Source organism: Devosia yakushimensis, from assembly GCF_030159855.1.
Taxonomy (GTDB): Bacteria; Pseudomonadota; Alphaproteobacteria; order Rhizobiales; family Devosiaceae; genus Devosia; species Devosia yakushimensis.
Window position 1 is genome coordinate 225712 of sequence record NZ_BSNG01000001.1, and the last position, 18701, is coordinate 244412.

Below are 18701 nucleotides of genomic sequence, written 5' to 3' on the forward strand. Positions count from 1 at the left end.
CTACCCACAGTGAAAAAACGAAACGCTGGCGCATGTGGCGCCGACATCTTGAATACCGGAGCCTAAGATGCGCGCCATTATTGTCATGTTCGACAGCCTCAACCGGCGCATGCTGCCGCCCTATGGCGACACCCAGACGCATGCCCCTAATTTCGCAAGGCTGGCGACGCGCAGCGCAACCTTCGACCGCTGCTATGCCGGCTCCATGCCCTGCATGCCGGCACGCCGCGAAATGCATACGGGGCGCTATAATTTCCTGCACCGCTCCTGGGGACCCATCGAGCCGTTCGACGATTCCATGCCGGAAATCCTGGGCAAGAATGGCGTCTATACCCATTTGGTCACCGACCATCAGCATTATTGGGAAGATGGCGGGGCGACCTATCACAACCGCTATTCGAGCTATGAGTTCTTCCGCGGCCAGGAAGGCGATCTCTGGAAGGGCGATGTCACCCGCACCGACCGCACAAGGCTCAGGGATATCTTCTACCGGATGCACAATCAGGATGGGATCAATCGCGATTACCTCAAGGACGAGGCCGACCACCCCCAGACGCTGACGTTCAATGCCGGGCTCGATTTCATCGAGACCAATGCGGGCGCCGACAATTGGATGCTGCAGCTCGAGACCTTCGATCCGCACGAGCCGTTTTTCAGCTACGAGCAGTACCACAAGCTCTATCCCGAGAGCCCGCTGGGCAATGGCGAGGATTTCGACTGGCCGCCTTATGCGCGGGTCACAGAATCCGGCAGCACGGTCGAAAACGCCAAGCTGCGCTATCTGGCGCTGCTCTCCATGTGCGACGCCAATCTGGGCCGCGTGCTCGACCTTATGGACGAGAAGAACATGTGGCAGGACACCATGCTCATCGTCTGCACCGACCATGGCTATATGCTGGGCGAGCGTGGCTGGTGGGGCAAGTCGGTCATGCCCTGGTATGACGAAACCATCCACACGCCCTTCTTCGTCTGGGACCCGCGCTCCGGCGTGGCCGGCGAGCGTCGCCAGGCGCTGGTGCAGACCATTGATATCGCGCCAACCCTGCTCGACTTTTTTGGCCTTGCGCCGACCCAGGACATGCTGGGCCAGCCGCTCGGGCAGGCGGTGGCCAGCGACGAACCGGTGCGCGAAGGGGGGCTGTTCGGCATTTTCGGCGGCCATGTCAGCGTCACCGACGGGCGCTATGTCTATATGCGCGCCTCGGCCGAGGCGGCGAACGGGCCCTTGCTGGAACATACCCTGATGCCCACCCATATGCGGTCGCGCTTCGAGCCGTCCGAATTTGTCGGGGCCGAGTTGATAGCGGGCTTTTCCTTCACCAAGGGCGCGCCCGTGCTGCGCCTGCCGGGCTGGACCATGCGGGGGCCGGCCGAATTCGGCACTCTGCTCTATGACCTCGAAACCGATCCGGGCCAGACCACGCCCTTGCGCGATGTCGCTCTCGAATTGCGCATGGCCGATCTTCTGGTCCGGCTCATGCGCGAGAACGATGCGCCCCCCAGCCAGTTCGAGCGGTTGGGTCTTCCGGCCACGGGGAAGGTCACCGAAGCCCATCTCCTCATCGAGAAACAATGGGCGCAGGTCGAGGCCGGGCAGCGCCGCGCGCCGACCGTCGCCGACTTTTCCCCCGATGCTGTGATTGCGACTGTCACGGTTAACAGTCTGCTAGCAGAAGACAGCACCAAGGCAATCGTTGTTAACGCCCTGCCGGCGCTCGACGGCAGCCGGATCGCGGCGATTTTCGATGACAAGACCCTGCTCGAAATCGCCGGCATGGTGCCGCATCTCGACAAGGCCCGGCTCGATGCTATCGAGCGTTCGCTGCAGGCCGTGATTCCTGCGGAATAGCTTTATATTTCAGGATTTTAGCATGCGCCCGAACATCATTTTCATCATGAGCGACGACCATGCCGCAAGGGCGATTTCCGCCTATGGGGCAGGGCTCAACCATACGCCCAATCTCGACCGGCTGGCCAATGAGGGCATGCGCCACGACGCCACTTACGTCACAAATTCCATCTGCACCCCCAGCCGCGCCGCCATCCTCACCGGCACCTATAATCACGTCAATTGCGTCACCACGCTCCATACCGAAATCGACAATCGTTTGCCCAATGTTGCCAAGCACTTACGCCAGGGCGGCTACCGCACCGGCATGTTCGGCAAGTGGCATATGGGCGAGGGGAAAGCGCATAACCCCACCGGGTTCGACGAATGGGCCGTGGTCCCCGGCCAGGGCGATTACTGGGATCCCAAATTCATCTTCCCCGATGGCAGCAGCCGCATTCCCGGCTACGCCACCGACATCATCACCGATATGAGCCTTGATTTCATTGAGAAATCGGGCGACCAGCCGTTCTTCCTGATGTGCCACCATAAGGCGCCGCATCGCAATTTCGAGCCGCATCCGAAATACGATCATCTCTGGGCCAACGAAGACATTCCGCTGCCCGAAACCTTCAACGACGACTATTCCAACCGCGCCGCCGCCGCTGCCGCCGCCAAGATGCGCATCCGCTCGGACATGAACTACGAGGACCTCGGCCTCGTAACCCCTTCTGGCCCCGCAGAAAAAGTCGGACCCCTCATGCTCGACGTCATTTCCTGGATGCGCAAGGTGCCCGAATTGCAACCCGGGCAAACCATCACCGTCATCTGTTCGACGACCGGGGAAAACTTCACCTTCGAGGACCCGCAGAAATTCGCCGAGTTCAAATACCAGCGCTACATGAAGCGCTACCTCCGGACGGTGCAATCGATCGACGAGAATGTCGGGCGGCTGCTCGATTATCTCGACGAGAAGGGTTTGGCCGAGAACACCATCGTCATCTACACTTCCGACCAGGGCTTTTTCCTGGGCGAACATGGCTGGTTCGACAAGCGGTTCATGTATGAGGAAAGCCTGCAAATGCCGTTCCTGGCGCGCTATCCCAAGGCCATCGAGCCGGGCTCGGTGAGCAGCGATATCGCCTGTAACGTCGATTTTGCTCCGACCTTCCTCGACTATGCCGGACTGCCGCTGCCCAGCTATATGCAGGGCCGCACCATGCGGCCGGTGCTGGAAGGCAGGACGCCCGATGACTGGGACCAGCTGACCTATCACCGCTACTGGATGCACAATGACGACATCCACGAGGCCTGGGCGCATTACGGCGTGCGCGACCAGCGTTACAAGCTCATCTACTGGTACAATGACGATCTGGGGCAGCTCGGCGCCCGGCCCAATGGCGCCCCGCCGGAATGGGAACTTTTCGATTGCGAAAAGGACCCACATGAGTTGAACAACGTTGCTGCGAACCCCGATTATGCCGGCGTGTTCGGAGATATGTTGTCCAAGCTCGATGCCAAGATGGCCGAGATCGGCGACCTGCCTGAGCATGACAGCAGCCTGGTTCGCGCAGCGCTGGCAGCATAGTGGACATGAACGATATGACGAAGACCATAGACGATCTGATCGCGGCACTGACGCTGGAGGAGCAGGTGTCGCTGCTGTCCGGCGAAGATTTCTGGTCGCTTCCCGCGGTCGAGCGGCTGGGTATTGCCAAGCTGCGCGTTTCGGATGGACCGAATGGCGCGCGGGGCGGCGGGGGCCTGCTGGGTGGCGTCAAAGCCGCCGCTTTCCCGGTCGGCATCAGCCTTGGGGCGAGCTGGAATGTCGAGCTATTGCGGGAAGTGGGGGTGGCGCTTGCCGCCGAAACGAAATCGAAGGGCGCGCATATGCTGCTGGCGCCCACGGTCAATATCCAGCGTTCGGTCAGCAATGGCCGCAATTTCGAATGCTATTCGGAAGACCCCATCCTCACCGCCGAGCTGGGCGCGGCCTATATCGGAGGGCTGCAGAGCCAGGGTATCTCGGCGACGGTCAAGCATTTTGCCGGCAATGAATCCGAGATCGAGCGCACCACGATGAGCTCGGTGATCGATGAGCGGACCCTGCGCGAAGTCTATCTGATCCCCTTTGAATGGGCGGTGAAGAAGGGCGGCACCAAGGGGGTGATGACGGCCTATAACAAGGTCAATGGCGATTTCGCATCCGAGCATAATTGGCTTCTGACCGACGTGCTGCGTGGCGATTGGGGCTTTGACGGGCTGGTCATGTCCGACTGGTTCGGCTCCCACTCCACCGCGCCAACGGTCAATGCTGGGCTCGATCTGGAAATGCCGGGCCCCGCACGCGATCGCGGGGAAAAGCTCATTGCCGCGGTCGAAGCGGGTCAAGTGTCGCGCGAGACCATTGGGGATCGGGTCCGCGCCATTCTTTCGGTCATGGCCTGGACCGGCGCACTGGCAGACAAAGGCCCCCATGTAGAGAAGGCCGAGGATCGTCCCGAGCATCGCGCGCTGATCCGTCGGGCCGGCGCCGAAGGCATGGTGCTGCTCAAGAATGAGAGCGTGCTCCCCCTGCCGGCAGGCCAGCGGATCGCGGTGATCGGCCCCAATGCCAAGATCGCGCAGATCATGGGCGGGGGCTCGTCCCAGATCAATCCGCATTATCGCGTCAGCCCCTGGGACGGGCTCGTCTCGGCGCTGGGCGAGGAGGAATTGGTCTATGCTCCCGGCTGCGGCAATGCCCGGTTCGAGCCGCTGCTGACCGGCGCGCTCAAGATCGATTACTTCGCCAACCGCACCCTGTCGGGCGAAGCGGTTCATAGCGAAACCATGGAAGCGGCGGAGGCCTTCTGGCTCGATATGGTTGGCGGCGGCAAGGTCCGGGCCGATCAGTTTTCCGCCCGTCTCACGGCTCAATATGTTCCCGAGCGCAGCGGCACCTATCGCGTCGGCATCGCTTCGGCGGGTCTCTCCAGGGTCTATGTCGATGGCAAGCTCGTTGCCGATGCCTGGAGCAATTGGACACGCGGCCGCACCTTCTTTGAAGAAGGGTGCGACGAAGTGGTGGGCGAAGTTGCGCTGGAAGCCGGCAAGCCGGCTGATATCACCATCGAATTTGCCAGCAAGGACCATTCCGTTCTGGGCGTTGCCGCGTTCCGCATGGGGATCGGCCTGCCCATGGGCGAGGCCGATATTGCAGCGGCCGTGGAGGCTGCCGCCGGCGCCGATGTTGCGCTGGTCTTTATCGGCCGCAATGGCGAATGGGATACCGAGGGCAGCGATCTGCCCCAGATCGAGCTGCCCGGCGCCCAGAATGAATTGGTCAGCGCGGTGGCCCGTGCCAATAGCAAGACCATAGTGGTGCTGCAGACCGGTGGGCCGGTTGAGATGCCTTGGGTGGATGAGGTCGCCGGCATCGTCCAGGCCTGGTATCCGGGCCAGGAAGCGGGCAATGCCATTGCCGATGTGCTGCTGGGCAAGGCTGAGCCCGGCGGGCGGCTGGCGCAGACATTCCCGGCCAAATGGTCGGACAATCCCGCCTTCAGCCAGGACCTGCGGGTCTATCCGGGCCTGGATGGCGAAGTGGAATATCGCGAAGGGGTCTTCATCGGCTATCGCCACTATGACCAGCATGGCATACGTCCGCTGTTCCCCTTCGGCTTTGGCCTCAGCTATACCAGCTTTGCCTATGAGGCCATGGCGGTCGATGCCAGCGCTTTCGAGGCCAAGGGCGCCGTTTCGGTGAGCCTTGATGTGCGCAATACCGGGACACGGGCCGGGTCCACATTGGTCCAGCTTTATGTGTCGCCGGCCGAGGCGCCGGTGGCGCGGCCGAAGAAGGAATTGAAGGCCTTTGCCAAGGTGGCGCTGGAGCCGGGGGAAACGCGGCGGGTCGATCTGACGCTCGATGCCCGCGCCTTTGCCTATTTCGATGTCGGCACCGGCGCCTGGCTGGTGGCCCCGGGGACTTACCGGCTTGTGCTGGGGACCGATGCCGAAACCCTGTTGAGCGAGGAAACCGTTCTGCGCACGAGCCCCATCGTGTTGCGGCCATGAGTTCCTGCTGCGGATCATCACGGGCAAATCTGGGCGGGGCGGTAGTTTCCGCCCCGGCCACGTCATTGCCGCAGGTTAGCGGTGGCAAGCCGGTGGATGTGATCCGCGTCGCGGGCGGGCGGAGCTTTGTCGGCACCGACCGCCCCGAAATTTCCCAGGATGGGGAGGGACCCGAACGCGAGGTGACGCTGGCCGATTTCGGGCTTGAGGCGCAGACCGTCACCGTCGCCCGCTTTGCCGCATTCGTCGCGGCCACCGGTTATGTGACCGAGGCCGAGCGGTTCGGCTGGTCTGCCGTGTTCTTCGGCGACGAGGCGCATCTGAAATCGGCGGCGGCGATCGGTTCGAACCTGCCCTGGTGGCATCGGATCGACGAGGCCAATTGGCGCCAGCCCGAGGGGGTGGGCAGCACGATCCATGACAGGCTTGATCATCCGGTGACGCAGGTTTCCTGGGCCGATGCGAATGCCTTTGCCAGCTGGGTGGGCGGCCGCCTGCCGAGCGAGGCCGAGTGGGAGCATGCAGCCCGGGGCGGCGCGCGCAAGCGCCGCTTTCCCTGGGGTGAGCAAGAGCCCGATGACCAGACGATCCTTGCCAATATCTGGCAGGGACAGTTTCCCAATAACAATAGCCTGGTGGATGGCTTCGAGCGCACTGCCCCGGCCCGCAGCTTTCAGCCCAGCGAACTCGGCTTTTACAATATGGCCGGCAATGTGTGGGAATGGACGCGCGACACTTTCCGGGTCCGCTCGCTGTCCAAGCAAGCGCGGCTGCGCAATGGCCAGGCCCTCGCCCACTCTGAAAAGGTGCTCAAGGGCGGCTCGTTCCTTTGCCACATCTCCTATTGCTACCGATACCGCATCGCTGCGCGCATGGCCCTGTCGCCTGACAGTGCCGCCAGCAATGCCGGGTTCCGCGTGGCGTTCGACCTCTAGCTGCGGCGGCCTTTGCGGCCGCTCGCAAACCGCAACCGCTTTGATCCGCAGCATGCCGCGGATGACCGGCCTTTAAATGCCCATCTATCTGCCCATTGCCGAACTCTCCGTGGACCTCTTTTTCCTGCTGGGGATCGGTGCGGCCATCGGCTTCATTTCCGGCCTCTTCGGGGTGGGCGGCGGGTTCCTTCTGACCCCGATGCTGCTTTTTGCCGGTGTTCCGGCGCCTGTCGCGGTCGCCTCGGTGACGGCGCAGGTGGTTGCCTCCTCGACATCGGGGGCGCTGTCCTATTTCCGCCGTGGCGCCATGGACATCAAGATGGGCGGCTATCTGGTGTTTGGCGGGCTCTTCGGCTCGGCCCTGGGTGTGTGGATTTTCGGCAGACTGAGCGCGATGGGGCAGCTGGAACTGTTCCTGTCGCTCGGCTATTTGCTGCTTTTGGGCTCGATCGGTAGCCTGATGTTTGTCGAGGCTGCCCGGGCCCTTCTGAACCGTAACAAGGAAAGGCCAGCCGTGCGCCGCCGTCTGCCGGGGCAAGCGCCATGGGTTCAGCGCTTGCCATGGCGAACGCGGTTCCGCAAATCGCAGCTTTATATTTCCGTCGTTCCGGTGATCGGTATCGGCTTTGTCATCGGCATTATCGGTGCATTACTGGGGATTGGCGGCGGATTCGTCCTGGTGCCGGCGCTGGTCTACATCCTGCGGGTGCCAGGCAAGGTCGTGGTGGGCACCTCGCTGCTACATCTGCTTGCCGTCATGGCGGTGACGTGTTTCCTGCATGCCCTGCAGACGCAATCGGTGGATGGGCTGCTGGCCTTTTGCCTGATGATCGGCAGTGTCGCGGGGGCGCAATTCGGTGCCAGCGCCGGCCAGCATCTGCCGGGCGAGCAGTTGCGGGGCCTATTGGCATTGCTGATCCTGGCCATTGCCATACGGTTCGGCCTAGGCCTCGTGATCTCGCCGACCGATCCGTTCAGTCTCACCAGACTTGGGTTTGGAGACGGATGATGCGGTTTCTTGCCTTGGTTACGCTGCTGGCCGGGTTGTGCGCGCCGGCTTTGGCGCAAGACCAGATCAATGTGGTTTTCACCAATTCCGATCCCGTCGTGGCGGTGCACTCCAATTTCCGGGGGCAGGCGGTCACGCTGTTCGGCAATATCGAGACACCGCCGAAAAACGCCGGCGGGGCATTTTCGGTCATCGTTCTGGTGCAGGGGCCGACGGCGGATTGGCGCGTGCAGGAAAAACGGCGCCAACTCGGCCTGGTGCTCAATTCCGCCTCGGCGCGCTACGATCGGGTGCCCAGCTATTATGCCATTCTCACCAGCAGTCCGCTGGAGCAAATCGCCAATGCGGATGTGCTGGCTCAGCCGCGGCTGCGTTTCGCTGGATTGGTGGATGAGCGCCGGGCCCAGTCCGATGCGCCGGCCTATGATGCAGAATTCGTGCGGCTGATGCTCAAGTCAGGGCATTTTCTGCAGGCGGATCGTGGAGTCGTCATGCTGTCGCCCACCGCCTTTTCGGTGCGCGTTCCCATTGCCTCCGATGTCATTAACGGGCCCTATCTGGCGCGTGCCTTGATTGTCAGGGATGGAGAAATCGTCGCCGAAACCACGACGCGCTTCACCGTGCGCACGCAGGGGTTCGAGCGTTATGTTGCCGAAGCCGCGCGCGGCAATCCGGTGGTTTATGGGCTGGCGACGATCATGCTGGCGCTGGCCACCGGCTGGCTGGGCGGGGTGCTCTTCCGCCGATGAGCCGCCGCCGGGCTATTATCAATGCATATAGGCCTGCTTGTAGTTCAGCATGGCATTGACGATGGGCTGCCGCATCCAGCGGGGCAGGGTGCTGACCAGGAAGATCAGCCGTGTGAGGCGGGTGACCGGCAAGCCGAGCTTGCTCCATTGCGCGCGCAGATGGCGCAACTGGTCTTCACTGCCATCCGGCTTCTTGAGTTCGGCGACGAGGCTATGGCGAAGGGTGCGCGCGATGTGTTCGTTGATATAGGGACCCAGCAGCTGCCGGGTTTTGGCTATTTCGTCTTGCTGCCCGGCGTCGAGCGCCGTTCCCTCAAGCGCGTCGAGAACACCGATGATCTTCTTTTCGGCAATGTGGGTGGCATTGATGGCATCGTTGTAGCCGCTCTCGAGCGCGGAGGAGACCGACGTGCCATGCAGCCGGATATTGCACAGGGACTGCTGGTCGCAGATGACCGGCCCCAGGGTCGCCAATTGCACCCAGGCGAGCCGGTCGGCATGGCGCGCGGCATAGAGATCGGTAAAGCCACCCAGGGTCCTGAGTTGCCCGGGCCGGAACATGAAGCCGGTGAGGTTCACCCAGAAGGTTTCCGATTGCGGACGGAAGAGATCGAGAATGAACCGGGTCGGCGAGGAGATTTCCGGGGATTGCGGATCGAGCTGGATTTGCTGGCCGTGCAGGTCGATGCGGTTATTGCGTGATCGCAGCAGGCTCGCTTCGGGATAGCGGCGGGCATTGTCGACCATGCGCTCGACGAATTGCGGCGCGAAGATATCGTCGTCGCACAGGATCACCATCCAGTCGCCTTTGGCCTCGCTCAGGAAATTGTTGAGCTTGGGCACAAATCCGAACGCGGGCATGTTGTGTTGATAGCGAAGCCTGGGGGAGGCGTAACCTTCCACTATCGCGCGGATATCATCTCCCGGCGTGTCGTCATTCACGAATATCTCGATATTCGGATAGGTCTGCTGCAGGGCAGATTCCAGCGCTTCCCGGATGAAGGTGGTGCGTTTGTAGGTCGGCAGGCAAATCGAGACCAGGGGCAGGTCCGGATGGGGCCCGGCAGCCCCTGCCGAACCGGCCTGGTTCAATGCATCAAGCGTCGATTCCCGGCGCTGCATAATGCCCCCTCTGGCTCGCCCGCAATTAATAATAATGGCGCGGATCGAGCAAGTACAGTTTGAAAAGATCTGTCGCCGAAATACATGACGGCGCCAGTAACGCTGTTGCGGTGTTTTTGAAATTGCTGTGGCGGGCCAGTTTCCCGGCGACTAATTGGCCCGGAGCAGCGGACGGGCAAAGCGCTTGAGGCCAGGAAACATCTCGCTGGCCTCCTGGGCCACCTGGGCGCTGTGGCGCGGGAAAGCAAGGATCATCACGGCCATGTAGGTCACGGCGCCGGTCAGCACCAGGGCGGCCAGAACCAGTATCGTTGGCAGGTCATGGGGCAGGATATGGCGTATCGCAATGGCCGCGGCCAGCATGGCGAGCGAGCTGAAAAATGGCGGGGCATTTGCCAGCAGGATTGCCCGCGGATCGATGCCGACCTCGCGCTTCAGCACGAAGAGGATGCAGGCAAGGCCAAGGTAGATCCGTATGGCCAGAACAATGGCGACGACCACCGGGCCATGGGCGGCGAAGATGGCGCAGGCGGCTAGCATGACGATGGCGGAGCCGAGATTGAGCTTGAAAATGAGTGCGGTGCGCCCCAGCGCGTTGAGCACCGGATGAAGCAGCACGCCCAGCACGCTGGGAGGAGCGCTCACGGCAAGCGCCATCAGGACAAAGCCCGAGGTCTGCCATTTCGGGCCGAAGAGCAAGGGGACGAGTTGTTCGGCGATGACTGCCATGCCGAAGAAGAGGGGAAAGCTGAACGTGCTGAAAAAGCCGGTCGTGCTGACATAGGCCTTGGCCAGCGACTCGCGATCGGGAAGGCGCGCGAAGCTCGACATGGCGGCGCTCAGCAGGGGGAAGGCCGTGAGCTGGTAGAGTGCCTCATAGGTTCTGATGCCTACGCCGTAAATGGCTACGCTGAGCGGGCCCTGTGCCAGGCCCAGGGCAACTTCGGGAACGCGCTGGATGATGATTTTGAGCGTGCTGGCGCCCAATAGTCCGACGCCATGAACGATCTGTTCCGAGGCAAATTCCCGCGACCAGAGCAGGCTGGGGCGCCAGGTGGATGAGAACCAGGTTACCGCGGTGGTGACCAATGAAGCGACCAGCCGCTGGGCGACCAGCGCCCAGACCCCATATCCCGCATAGGCCGCCCATACCCCCACAATGCCGGAAACCAGCGTTCCGGCCATGTAGCGGATGGCGAGTTCGCGATATTTGAAATCCCGCCGAAACTTTGCCTCATGCACGACCCGGCTGCCATCGACCAGGAAGCTGAGCGAGAGCACCGTCAGGACGATGCCGCTGCCCGGCGCGAAGACGCGATCGATCAATGGGGCAAGTATGAGGGCAAAGAGCAGCACGGCAATTGCCGAGATTGCCAGACTGAGCCAGAAGGCCACCGAGGCATAGCGGTCGTCGAATTCCTTGCGCCTGAGAATGAGTTCGTGCGTGCCGGCTTCGACGAAAACGCGCCCGAAGACGATGAATACCATGGCAAAGGCAACAATACCGACCGCCTCGGCCTCAACGAGGTGTACAACCAGCGCAAAAACAACAAAGCTGATAAGGCTGCTGGCCCCATTGCCTATGCTGGACCAGAAGGCGCTCACCACGAACTGGCGCTTGAAGTTCATTCCACGCGCCTATTCTCTGAGGAACGATGAAAAGTTGACTAGGTCCAGCTTAGCTTACTTCCCGTCTGCATGTGTGATCAATAGTCGATGAGAATGGGATTATTCGGATAATAGAGTATTTTCGCTCGGTCCCTAATTATTCTAAATCTTCAAGAGATGACGGGATTCCTAAAAATAAAAGTTGCGAATATCATAGTGCAGATCGCAGGCCTGGGGCTGCCACCACATGTTAGAAGATATCCGCAATCTGCCGGATGGGACCACGGTCGAGTTCGATCTGTGCATCGTCGGTAGCGGACCGGTCGGCCTCTCGCTGGCGCGGGAATTCATTGGCTCTTCCATCCGGGTTTGCGTGCTGGAAAGTGGCGGGGTCGAGCTGGATGCGATGACGCAGTCCCTGGCCGCGGGCGAAAGCCAGGGAGACCGTTTTGTCAGCCTTTCGCGCATGCGCCGGCGCCAGTTCGGGGGGCTTTCCAATGCCTGGAACGTGCAGGTGGAGGATTATGCCCAGCACGGGGTGCGGCATGCCCCTTTCGAAGCCATCGATTTCGAGAAGCGCGATTGGCTCGCCTATAGCGGCTGGCCTTTTCCGCGTGACCATCTGGACCCCTTTTACCGGCGTGCATCGGATATCTGCGGCATCGGATCGCTGGACTATTCGGCGGACAGCTGGGAGGCGCGGCTTTCCAAGCGGCTGCCATTTGCGGGCGGCGAGCTCGAGACCACAATGTTCAAATTCGGACCCAGTATCCGGTTTTTCGGCGAGGGCCGCGCCGCGCTCGAAGGCGCATCGAATGTCACGGTCTATCTTTATGCCAATGTTCTCGAGATCGAGGCCAGCGGCAATGCCAGCGAAATAGTGGGGCTGCGGGTGGCCGCATTGTCGGGCCAGCACTATGCCGTCAAGGCGAGGCGATACATTCTTGCCGCAGGCGCGATTGAGAATGCGCGTCTGCTGCTGGCGTCCAATCGGGTACAGAAGGCCGGTCTCGGCAATGGCAAGGATCTGGTTGGCCGGTTTTTCATGGATCACCCGGTGATCCGTACCGGTTTCCTGTTTCCCTATGAGCAGAGCGCGTTTGCCACGCATGCGCTCTATGACATGCGCTATCTCGACAAGCTGACCGTAATGGGCAGGCTGACCTTTGCGGAGGAAACCAGGCGGCGCCAGGAGCTTTTGGGATTTACCACGCTGCTGTTTCCGCGTACCCGCCGCCAGCAATCACCGGCGCATCTGGCGGTGCGTGAATTCCGCCAGGCCATGCGGGAACGCCGCATACCGACGAATGCGGGTAAACTCGTGGCCGATTTCGCCGGCAATCTCGATGATTTCGTGCTGGACTATTACAAGCATGCCGTCTGCCGCGATCACCTGTTTCCCAGCTTGAGCCGGGGCGGCTGGTCGAGCCAGGCGGGAAACGAGAAGCGCTACGAAAAGTTCGAGCTGACCAGCCAGACCGAGCAGTCCCCCAATCCGGACAATCGCATCACGCTCAGCCAGCGGCGCGACCGGCTGGGGTCAAACCTGCCCAAACTCACCGTGCATTGGGGGGCCTCGGACAAGGACAGTATTCACCGTGCCCAGGCGATCCTGGTGCGCCAGCTTGCGGCGGTCGGGCTGGGGCGCCTGGAGCTGGAGAATATCGACAATAGCGTCGGTCTCAGCCTGCACCATAATATGGGGACGACGCGGATGCATGAGGACCCGAGCCAGGGCGTGGTCGATCCCGATGGCAAGGTGCATGGCATCGCCAATCTCTATATCGCAGGTGGTTCGGTATTCCCCACGGGCAGTTATGCCAATCCTACGCTGACCATGATTGCCATGGCGCTGCGCCTGGCCGATCATCTCAAAACCAGCGAGCCCGCTGGCGTGCCGGTATTTGCGCAGGGCCGCTAACGCCAAAGGCCACCCGCGGATACGGATGGCCTTCATCGTCGACAGCTCTGGTCTTACGGAGCCTTGATATCGTCGGGGCCGTCGAAGTTCGGCTTGGGATCGTTCTGGGGTGCGTCCTGAATGTCCTTGGGGCCGTCGAAACCGCCGCCTTTGCCACCCCCATTGCCGCCACCACCAGCGGAATCATCGCTGCTGCCGGTCGGGTAGTAGCCAGCCGGAAGGATGCCGATCACCCGGATGACGGCGATCTGGTTTTCGATGCCTGGCCACTCACAGACGGCTTGGCGGGCGGCGAAGTATTCGCAAGCGACGGGAACTGTCGGGGTCTGGCAGCTGACCAGTGCGCCCGCCTGCTCGAAAACGCCGCCATGGCGTTCGCAACGATATTCGAAGCCTTCGAGCGAGCTGCTCATCAGGCGGGTAGCTGCCTGTGTGGGGGCAGCGGCTGCTGCCAAACCCAGAACGGCGACGGCAAGAGAGAGTGTCAGAGTCATGGTCTTGGTCATTGGTAGTCTCCTCATCTGTGGCATCGTGGATGCGCTGTTTTTTGGATGAGGGGCTAATAGCCAAGCCCAGTTCACGCTGGCGTGAACCGGCTGTTTAAGTCCGGTTCATCTGCTGCGCCGGGCTTTGCCAGAAAACGTGATGGGAACGAGTTCGGGCGCGCCGGGTTGATCAAGGCAGGCCCGGCACGCGTCAACCGGACGCGGTGGTATGGGGAACGGGCCGGTTTTTCCGGTTTCCCGGTCCGGCCAACGAAATGGCAGCCGAGCCCTTGTCCCACCCGTGCCGTGCCTCATCCAGATGAGGAGTAGAACCATGCCCCAGGGTGACAAATCCGCCTATACCGACAAGCAGAAACGCAAGGCCGGGCATATTGAACAAGGCTATGAAGCCCGCGGTGTCTCCGAAAAGGAGGCCGAACGGCGCGCTTGGGCCACGGTCAACAAGGATGATGGTGGCGGCAAGAAATCGGGCTCGGGGCGGGGGAAGGACACCGGGCATCCTGCAGCGCATAAGGGCGGACGCAAGGGCGGGGAAGCTGCGGCCAACCGGTCCGCGGCTGCCCGATCGGCTTCGGCCAGGAAAGCTGCCGCGACCCGCAAGCGCAATGCGGAGCATCGCGCCAGCTAGGCTCTGTCCCGGCGGGATGCCGGGCCGTTCACGACGGGATTTGTTGCCTCCGGCAGCTGTGGCGCGGTAAGTGCGTGGAGCATAGCGCCGGAGAATCGCGCCCATGAATTTACTCAGAGAGCTCAGCATGGGCGAGATCGTGTCGCGTATCGCGGCGGTGATCCTCTATGCCGGCATTCAGGGGCTGTTGCTTGCCGTCATTGCCCGAATGATGGGGGACAGGCGTCCGCAATATGACGGGCGGCTCACGGGCAATCCCTTTGCACAGGTTTCGGTCTGGGGCGTGGCCATGGCTTCGCTCTTTGCCATGAGCTGGGTGCGGCCGATGCGGTTCGATCCGAAGCAGAACCGGCTGGGACGCTGGGGGCTGGTGCTGGGGGCCGTGCTGGCGCTGGCGGCGATGGTGGCCACGGTGCCGGTCATTGACCTGCTGCGGCCGCTGGCGCTGATGCTGCCGCGAACGGGGGGCTATGCGGTTATCTATGTGCTCAGCCAGTTGCAGATATTGGTTCTGGCTTCGGTGGCGCTCAATCTGCTGCCCATTCCGGGCCTGATCGGCGGCGTGCTTTGGCAGGCGATCTGGCCGGGCGAAGAGCGGCGCCTGCTGCGGCTTGAGCCGTTTGGGCTGGCGCTGGTGATCGTGGGAATAGTGGCGGGCTGGCTGCCCAATCTGGCGACGATGCCGTTGCCGTGGGTGCAGTTGCGGTAACGCCGGAGAGCCCGATCTAGTCCCTCCCCTCGAGGGGGAGGGCGGGCACCTTATTGCGCTCCATCCTTCAAAAAAGATGCGGCCAGTGCGGCGTTATTCGCCGGCGTGGCCGGTATAGCCGTATTGTTCGAGGAAGCCGGCAATTGTGCCGTCCGCGACCAGGGCGTCGATGGCTTGATCGACCTGGTTGCGCAGGAAGCTGTTCCGACTCGATACCAGGGCGCCGACATGGACTTCGGCATTGGGGATGGGATCGTTGGCGATGACGCGGAGCGCAGTTGCGTCAGGGCGCTCCTGCTGCAGGCGGGCAAAGGCGGGCTGCCACAACACCATGCCGGCAATGGTGCCATCGAGCACGCGCGTCGTCATCAGGTCGAAATTGGCATAGGGGTAGCGCACCCAGCGCTCGGCCTCGGGCTGCTGCTGGGCCCAGGTGATGTAGTTCATCTCGCCGAGGCTCGCCATGGCGGTGCCCAGCTTGCGATCCTTGGGAATATCGCCCAGCTTTTGCCAATCGGGATCGGCGACGACAAAGACGAAGGGAATGGTGGCATAGGGGCGGGTCAGCGCGAAGGCATCGGATACCGGTGAATTGACCGAGACCGAGACGCCCATGAACATGTCGCAGGTATTGTTCATCGCCAGGGTCAGTTCGTCGAGGAAGCCATCGCCGCTGAGCGGAAAGCCGCCAAAGCCTTCCACGACATTGACCTCGAGAAAGAGCGCGTCGCCGATGGCCTTGGCGACGTCTTCGTCAAAGGCGCGGCCCAGGCTCGTGACATCGAAGCACACATTGATGGCGTCGCCGGCGAGGCGCCTGGAATTGTCCATCTCCTCGGGCGGAATGCCGGAGGATTGCGCATAGGCGCTGCCAGCCATGAGCAGGGCCAGGCCAAGCGTGAAATAACGAAGCATCGGAATTCTCCTTGGGCGCCCAGCAAGGCCAAACAGGCCGTGGCGTCCAGTCACAATATGGTGCCGGTTGCGGCGCCCAGAAAGACGAAAGGGGCCGAAGCCCCTTTCTTTTGCTTGGGTTTTAGCTGCCGGCTTTTGGCAGTTTGAACACGAAGATCGAGTTGCCCGAGCCGGTGGGCAGCGGGATTTCCGGGAAGGCCGAGGAAATCGAGCTGGCCGAGTTGGAGTAGCCGGTGGGAATCGCCAGATACTGTTCGCCGTCGATTTCGTAGGTCATCGGATAGCCGCCGATTGGCGCGTTGAGGCGCTGCGACCAGACGACGTCACCGGTTTCCTGATCCCATGCCTTGACTTCGCGGGCGGCGTCACCGCCGAACACGAGGCCGCCGGCCGTGGCCAGAACCGAGCTGGTCATGGACGGGCGCTCACGCACCTGCCACTTGGAGTCGCCCTGGGTCGGGTTGATGCTGAGGGCCTGGAGGAGGCCCGCATCGGTGATGCCTTCGGGCAGCACGCGCGGACCGAACTTGACGGCGCCCACTGCGTTACCGGCAGTGAATTCGGTCTGGGTCGGAGCGACGGTGTTGCAGGCTTCGGTCAGGGGCACGAAGTAAGCCTGGGTCAGCGGGCTATAGGCGCCGGCCTGCCAGAGCTTGCCACCCGAAACCGAGGCGCAGGCGAGGTGTTCTTCGCCGACAGCCTTGGAGATCAGGTCTTCGTTGATATGAACGGTGCCATCCGGATCAATGCCGGTGACGACGTTCTGCACCACGGTTTCCTTGGACCACAGATACTTGCCGGTGTCGCGATCGAGACCGAAGGCGATGCCGTTCTTGCCGGGGACGGTGATCAGCAGCTTGTGCGTCTGACCGTCGATTTCCTGGTCGACCAGGATACGCTCGAACGGGCTGTCCAGATCCCAGTTATCGCGCGGCAGGTGCTGGTAGTACCACTTGAGCTTGCCAGTCTCGATATCGAGAGCCAGGGTCGAGTTGGTGTAGAGCACCGAACCGTCGCCCGAACCGCGGATCAGCTCGGAATAGGGGCCAGGCATGCCGATGCCCCAGAAGGTGGTCTTGGTTTCCGGATCATAGGAACCGGTGGTCCAAGGCGTGCCACCCCAGCGGTTTTCAGCGGGAACGCCGCCCCAGCTGTCCTGCTGGGCCTGGTTATCGGGATCGTCGATGGTGTTGAAGCGCCACAGCTCGTCGCCGGTATTCACGTCATGGGCGAAGATGTAGCAGCCGCCGGCGGTGCCGGCGATCGAGCAGCCGGAAATGGCCGAGATGATCTTGCCATCGGCAATCAGCGGGCCAACGGTGTAGCTATAGCCCAGATTGTAGTCGAGAACTTGCTTTTCCCAGGCAACCTTGCCGTCGGCCGCGTTGAGCACGACGATCTTGGCGTCAGCCGTGGTGAGGATCACCTTGTCCTGGTAGAGGGCAATGGAGTTCTTCTGGCGGCGGGCCTGGTTGATCTGGTAGCTCCACGAGGTGGGGAGCTGGGGCAGAACATGGCGATATTGCCAGATCAGGTCACCGGTCTTGGCGTCGAGCGCCTCGACGATGTTGTTGTTGGTCTGCAGGAACATGACGCCATCATGCACCAGGGGAGCGGTTTCCTGGATGCCGGCTTCAGCCATGGGCCAGGCCCAGGCGAGCTGCAGCTGACCGACCGTGTCCTTGTTGATCAGGTCAAGCGGGCTATAGCCCTGGTTGTTGTATGCGCCGCGGAACATCAGCCAATCTTCGGCCGGCGGGTTGGCGAGCATTTCGTCGGTGACCGGTACGTAGTCGGCCTTTACGCCCTGTGCATGGGCGGGAGCGGACAGCGCGATAAACGCCGTCGTTGCCACCAGCAGGGACTTCATCAGATCGATTTTCATCGATACCTCCAGAGTTCAGCGTGCTTCCCGCACGCCTTAGTTGACCGTGGTTATTTGCTGCCGACCGTGGGGAGCGTCTGACCCCAGGTGTAAGCTTGCGGAACAGTCGGCGCAGCGGCGTCGGCCGAGGGAGCCATGTCGGCGGGCGCCAGGCCGCCGGGGAGTTGCTTGCCCCAGGTAAAGGCCTGCGGCACGGCGATAGCAGGCTCGGTGGAGGCATCGGCGGAAGCGCCACCGGCATCGAGCGCGGCAGCGGCCATGCTGGCAGCGCCAGCGGCCGTTTCGGTGGCCAGGGAGACTTCATACATCGCGTCACCGGTGGCGAGCGGGGTATCACCCGGAGCGGCGCCGTTGAACTGCATGATATAGGCGACGATGTTGACGTAAGTCTCTTCGCCGAGCAGGCCCGGCGCAGAAGGGGGCATGGCGACCGAAATAAAGTCGTAGAGCCCGCCTGCGGTATCCCAATTCTGCATCACGTCCCGCCCGGCAAGACCGGGAGCATCGGGTCCTTCAAGCTGAAAACCATGACACTGGGCGCAGTTGGAATCATATGCAGTCTTACCGGCAGTGGCCTGTTCGGCGGTGAAGCCGGCAGCCATGGCCGAACCGGCGCTCAACACGCCGACGGTAAGAGCAAGCAAGGCGACGGGGGCGGTGATCCGCTTGGATCTGAAAGGCACGGTACCCTCCCAATGAGTTGTAAAGCACAATGCAAAAACGCGTTAACGTTCAGACAGTTAACGCTGGGGTTCATTGTGATGCGTCACCGTCGCACATGCGGCATAAAAGTACAATGACACTTTGCTCAAATCCGTCCAGCCGGA

Annotated in this window: 15 protein-coding genes; 9 read left to right on the plus strand and 6 right to left on the minus strand. The window is 62.0% G+C overall.

Features of this window, described 5'->3' with window-relative positions; genetic code table 11:
- Positions 1–67 precede the first annotated feature (67 nt).
- The 6 genes from QQL79_RS01095 (at position 68) to QQL79_RS01120 (ending at position 8580) form a co-directional block, all read left to right on the plus strand.
- Positions 68–1849 carry a sulfatase family protein gene (locus QQL79_RS01095; protein WP_284387126.1) on the plus strand — a complete coding sequence of 594 codons (1782 nt, stop codon included), beginning with the start codon at positions 68–70 and terminating at the stop codon, positions 1847–1849.
- Positions 1850–1871: 22 nt separating this feature from the next.
- Positions 1872–3416, plus strand: coding sequence for a sulfatase family protein (locus QQL79_RS01100; RefSeq protein ID WP_284387128.1), 1545 nt, complete (start codon positions 1872–1874; stop codon positions 3414–3416).
- Positions 3417–3421: 5 nt separating this feature from the next.
- Positions 3422–5887, plus strand: a complete 2466-nt coding sequence (locus QQL79_RS01105; protein WP_284387129.1) for a beta-glucosidase — start codon at positions 3422–3424, stop codon at positions 5885–5887.
- Between the two features lie 65 nt (positions 5888–5952).
- On the plus strand, positions 5953–6822 hold the full coding sequence (locus QQL79_RS01110) for a formylglycine-generating enzyme family protein (RefSeq protein WP_284387131.1): 870 nt from the start codon (positions 5953–5955) through the stop codon (positions 6820–6822).
- Between the two features lie 76 nt (positions 6823–6898).
- The gene (locus tag QQL79_RS01115) at positions 6899–7831 is read left to right on the plus strand and encodes a sulfite exporter TauE/SafE family protein (protein WP_284387133.1); all 933 of its coding nucleotides are present in this window, start codon (positions 6899–6901) and stop codon (positions 7829–7831) included.
- Positions 7831–8580 (plus strand): TIGR02186 family protein, encoded by a 750-nt coding sequence (locus QQL79_RS01120; RefSeq protein WP_284387135.1) that lies wholly within the window; start codon positions 7831–7833, stop codon positions 8578–8580. The genes QQL79_RS01115 and QQL79_RS01120 overlap by 1 nt, the downstream gene beginning before the upstream one ends.
- Before the next feature lie 18 nt (positions 8581–8598).
- On the opposite strand, the gene QQL79_RS01125 is transcribed toward QQL79_RS01120, so the two are convergent.
- Positions 8599–9702, minus strand: coding sequence for a glycosyltransferase family 2 protein (locus tag QQL79_RS01125; protein ID WP_284387137.1), 1104 nt, complete (start codon positions 9700–9702; stop codon positions 8599–8601).
- 150 nt (positions 9703–9852) lie between these two features.
- Positions 9853–11331 (minus strand): lipopolysaccharide biosynthesis protein, encoded by a 1479-nt coding sequence (locus tag QQL79_RS01130; RefSeq protein ID WP_284387139.1) that lies wholly within the window; start codon positions 11329–11331, stop codon positions 9853–9855.
- 226 nt (positions 11332–11557) lie between these two features.
- On the opposite strand from QQL79_RS01130, the gene QQL79_RS01135 reads away from it, so the two are divergent.
- Positions 11558–13231 (plus strand): GMC oxidoreductase, encoded by a 1674-nt coding sequence (locus tag QQL79_RS01135; RefSeq protein ID WP_284387141.1) that lies wholly within the window; start codon positions 11558–11560, stop codon positions 13229–13231.
- Between the two features lie 53 nt (positions 13232–13284).
- Here QQL79_RS01135 and QQL79_RS01140 read toward each other — a convergent pair whose 3' ends face one another.
- The gene (locus tag QQL79_RS01140; protein WP_284387143.1) at positions 13285–13737 is read right to left on the minus strand and encodes a hypothetical protein; all 453 of its coding nucleotides are present in this window, start codon (positions 13735–13737) and stop codon (positions 13285–13287) included.
- A 313-nt stretch (positions 13738–14050) separates the two neighbouring features.
- Here QQL79_RS01140 and QQL79_RS01145 point away from each other — a divergent pair, with 313 nt between their 5' ends.
- Entirely contained in the window at positions 14051–14365 is a 315-nt protein-coding gene (locus QQL79_RS01145; protein WP_284387145.1) for a plasmid stabilization protein, read from the plus strand.
- A 103-nt stretch (positions 14366–14468) separates the two neighbouring features.
- Positions 14469–15074 (plus strand): zinc metalloprotease, encoded by a 606-nt coding sequence (locus tag QQL79_RS01150; protein ID WP_284387147.1) that lies wholly within the window; start codon positions 14469–14471, stop codon positions 15072–15074.
- A gap of 93 nt (positions 15075–15167) precedes the next feature.
- Here QQL79_RS01150 and QQL79_RS01155 read toward each other — a convergent pair whose 3' ends face one another.
- The 3 genes from QQL79_RS01155 to QQL79_RS01165 all read right to left on the minus strand — a co-directional run bounded on the left by QQL79_RS01155 (position 15168) and on the right by QQL79_RS01165 (position 18557).
- On the minus strand, positions 15168–15989 hold the full coding sequence (locus QQL79_RS01155) for a substrate-binding periplasmic protein (protein WP_284387149.1): 822 nt from the start codon (positions 15987–15989) through the stop codon (positions 15168–15170).
- A gap of 121 nt (positions 15990–16110) precedes the next feature.
- The gene (locus tag QQL79_RS01160; protein WP_284387151.1) at positions 16111–17874 is read right to left on the minus strand and encodes a pyrroloquinoline quinone-dependent dehydrogenase; all 1764 of its coding nucleotides are present in this window, start codon (positions 17872–17874) and stop codon (positions 16111–16113) included.
- A 50-nt stretch (positions 17875–17924) separates the two neighbouring features.
- Positions 17925–18557 (minus strand): c-type cytochrome, encoded by a 633-nt coding sequence (locus tag QQL79_RS01165; RefSeq protein ID WP_284387154.1) that lies wholly within the window; start codon positions 18555–18557, stop codon positions 17925–17927.
- Positions 18558–18701 lie beyond the last annotated feature (144 nt).

What these genes read in the sequence shown, in the direction of transcription:
- QQL79_RS01095 (WP_284387126.1), top strand. Translation starts at nt 68, where the DNA reads ATGCGCGCCATTATTGTCATGTTCGACAGCCTCAACCGGCGCATGCTG.
- QQL79_RS01115 (WP_284387133.1), top strand. Translation starts at nt 6,899, where the DNA reads ATGCCCATCTATCTGCCCATTGCCGAACTCTCCGTGGACCTCTTTTTC.
- QQL79_RS01100 (WP_284387128.1), top strand. Translation starts at nt 1,872, where the DNA reads ATGCGCCCGAACATCATTTTCATCATGAGCGACGACCATGCCGCAAGG.
- QQL79_RS01145 (WP_284387145.1), top strand. Translation starts at nt 14,051, where the DNA reads ATGCCCCAGGGTGACAAATCCGCCTATACCGACAAGCAGAAACGCAAG.
- QQL79_RS01120 (WP_284387135.1), top strand. Translation starts at nt 7,831, where the DNA reads ATGCGGTTTCTTGCCTTGGTTACGCTGCTGGCCGGGTTGTGCGCGCCG.
- QQL79_RS01130 (WP_284387139.1), bottom strand. Translation starts at nt 11,331, where the DNA reads ATGAACTTCAAGCGCCAGTTCGTGGTGAGCGCCTTCTGGTCCAGCATA.
- QQL79_RS01125 (WP_284387137.1), bottom strand. Translation starts at nt 9,702, where the DNA reads ATGCAGCGCCGGGAATCGACGCTTGATGCATTGAACCAGGCCGGTTCG.
- QQL79_RS01150 (WP_284387147.1), top strand. Translation starts at nt 14,469, where the DNA reads ATGAATTTACTCAGAGAGCTCAGCATGGGCGAGATCGTGTCGCGTATC.
- QQL79_RS01105 (WP_284387129.1), top strand. Translation starts at nt 3,422, where the DNA reads ATGAACGATATGACGAAGACCATAGACGATCTGATCGCGGCACTGACG.
- QQL79_RS01160 (WP_284387151.1), bottom strand. Translation starts at nt 17,874, where the DNA reads ATGAAAATCGATCTGATGAAGTCCCTGCTGGTGGCAACGACGGCGTTT.
- QQL79_RS01135 (WP_284387141.1), top strand. Translation starts at nt 11,558, where the DNA reads ATGTTAGAAGATATCCGCAATCTGCCGGATGGGACCACGGTCGAGTTC.
- QQL79_RS01155 (WP_284387149.1), bottom strand. Translation starts at nt 15,989, where the DNA reads ATGCTTCGTTATTTCACGCTTGGCCTGGCCCTGCTCATGGCTGGCAGC.
- QQL79_RS01140 (WP_284387143.1), bottom strand. Translation starts at nt 13,737, where the DNA reads ATGACCAAGACCATGACTCTGACACTCTCTCTTGCCGTCGCCGTTCTG.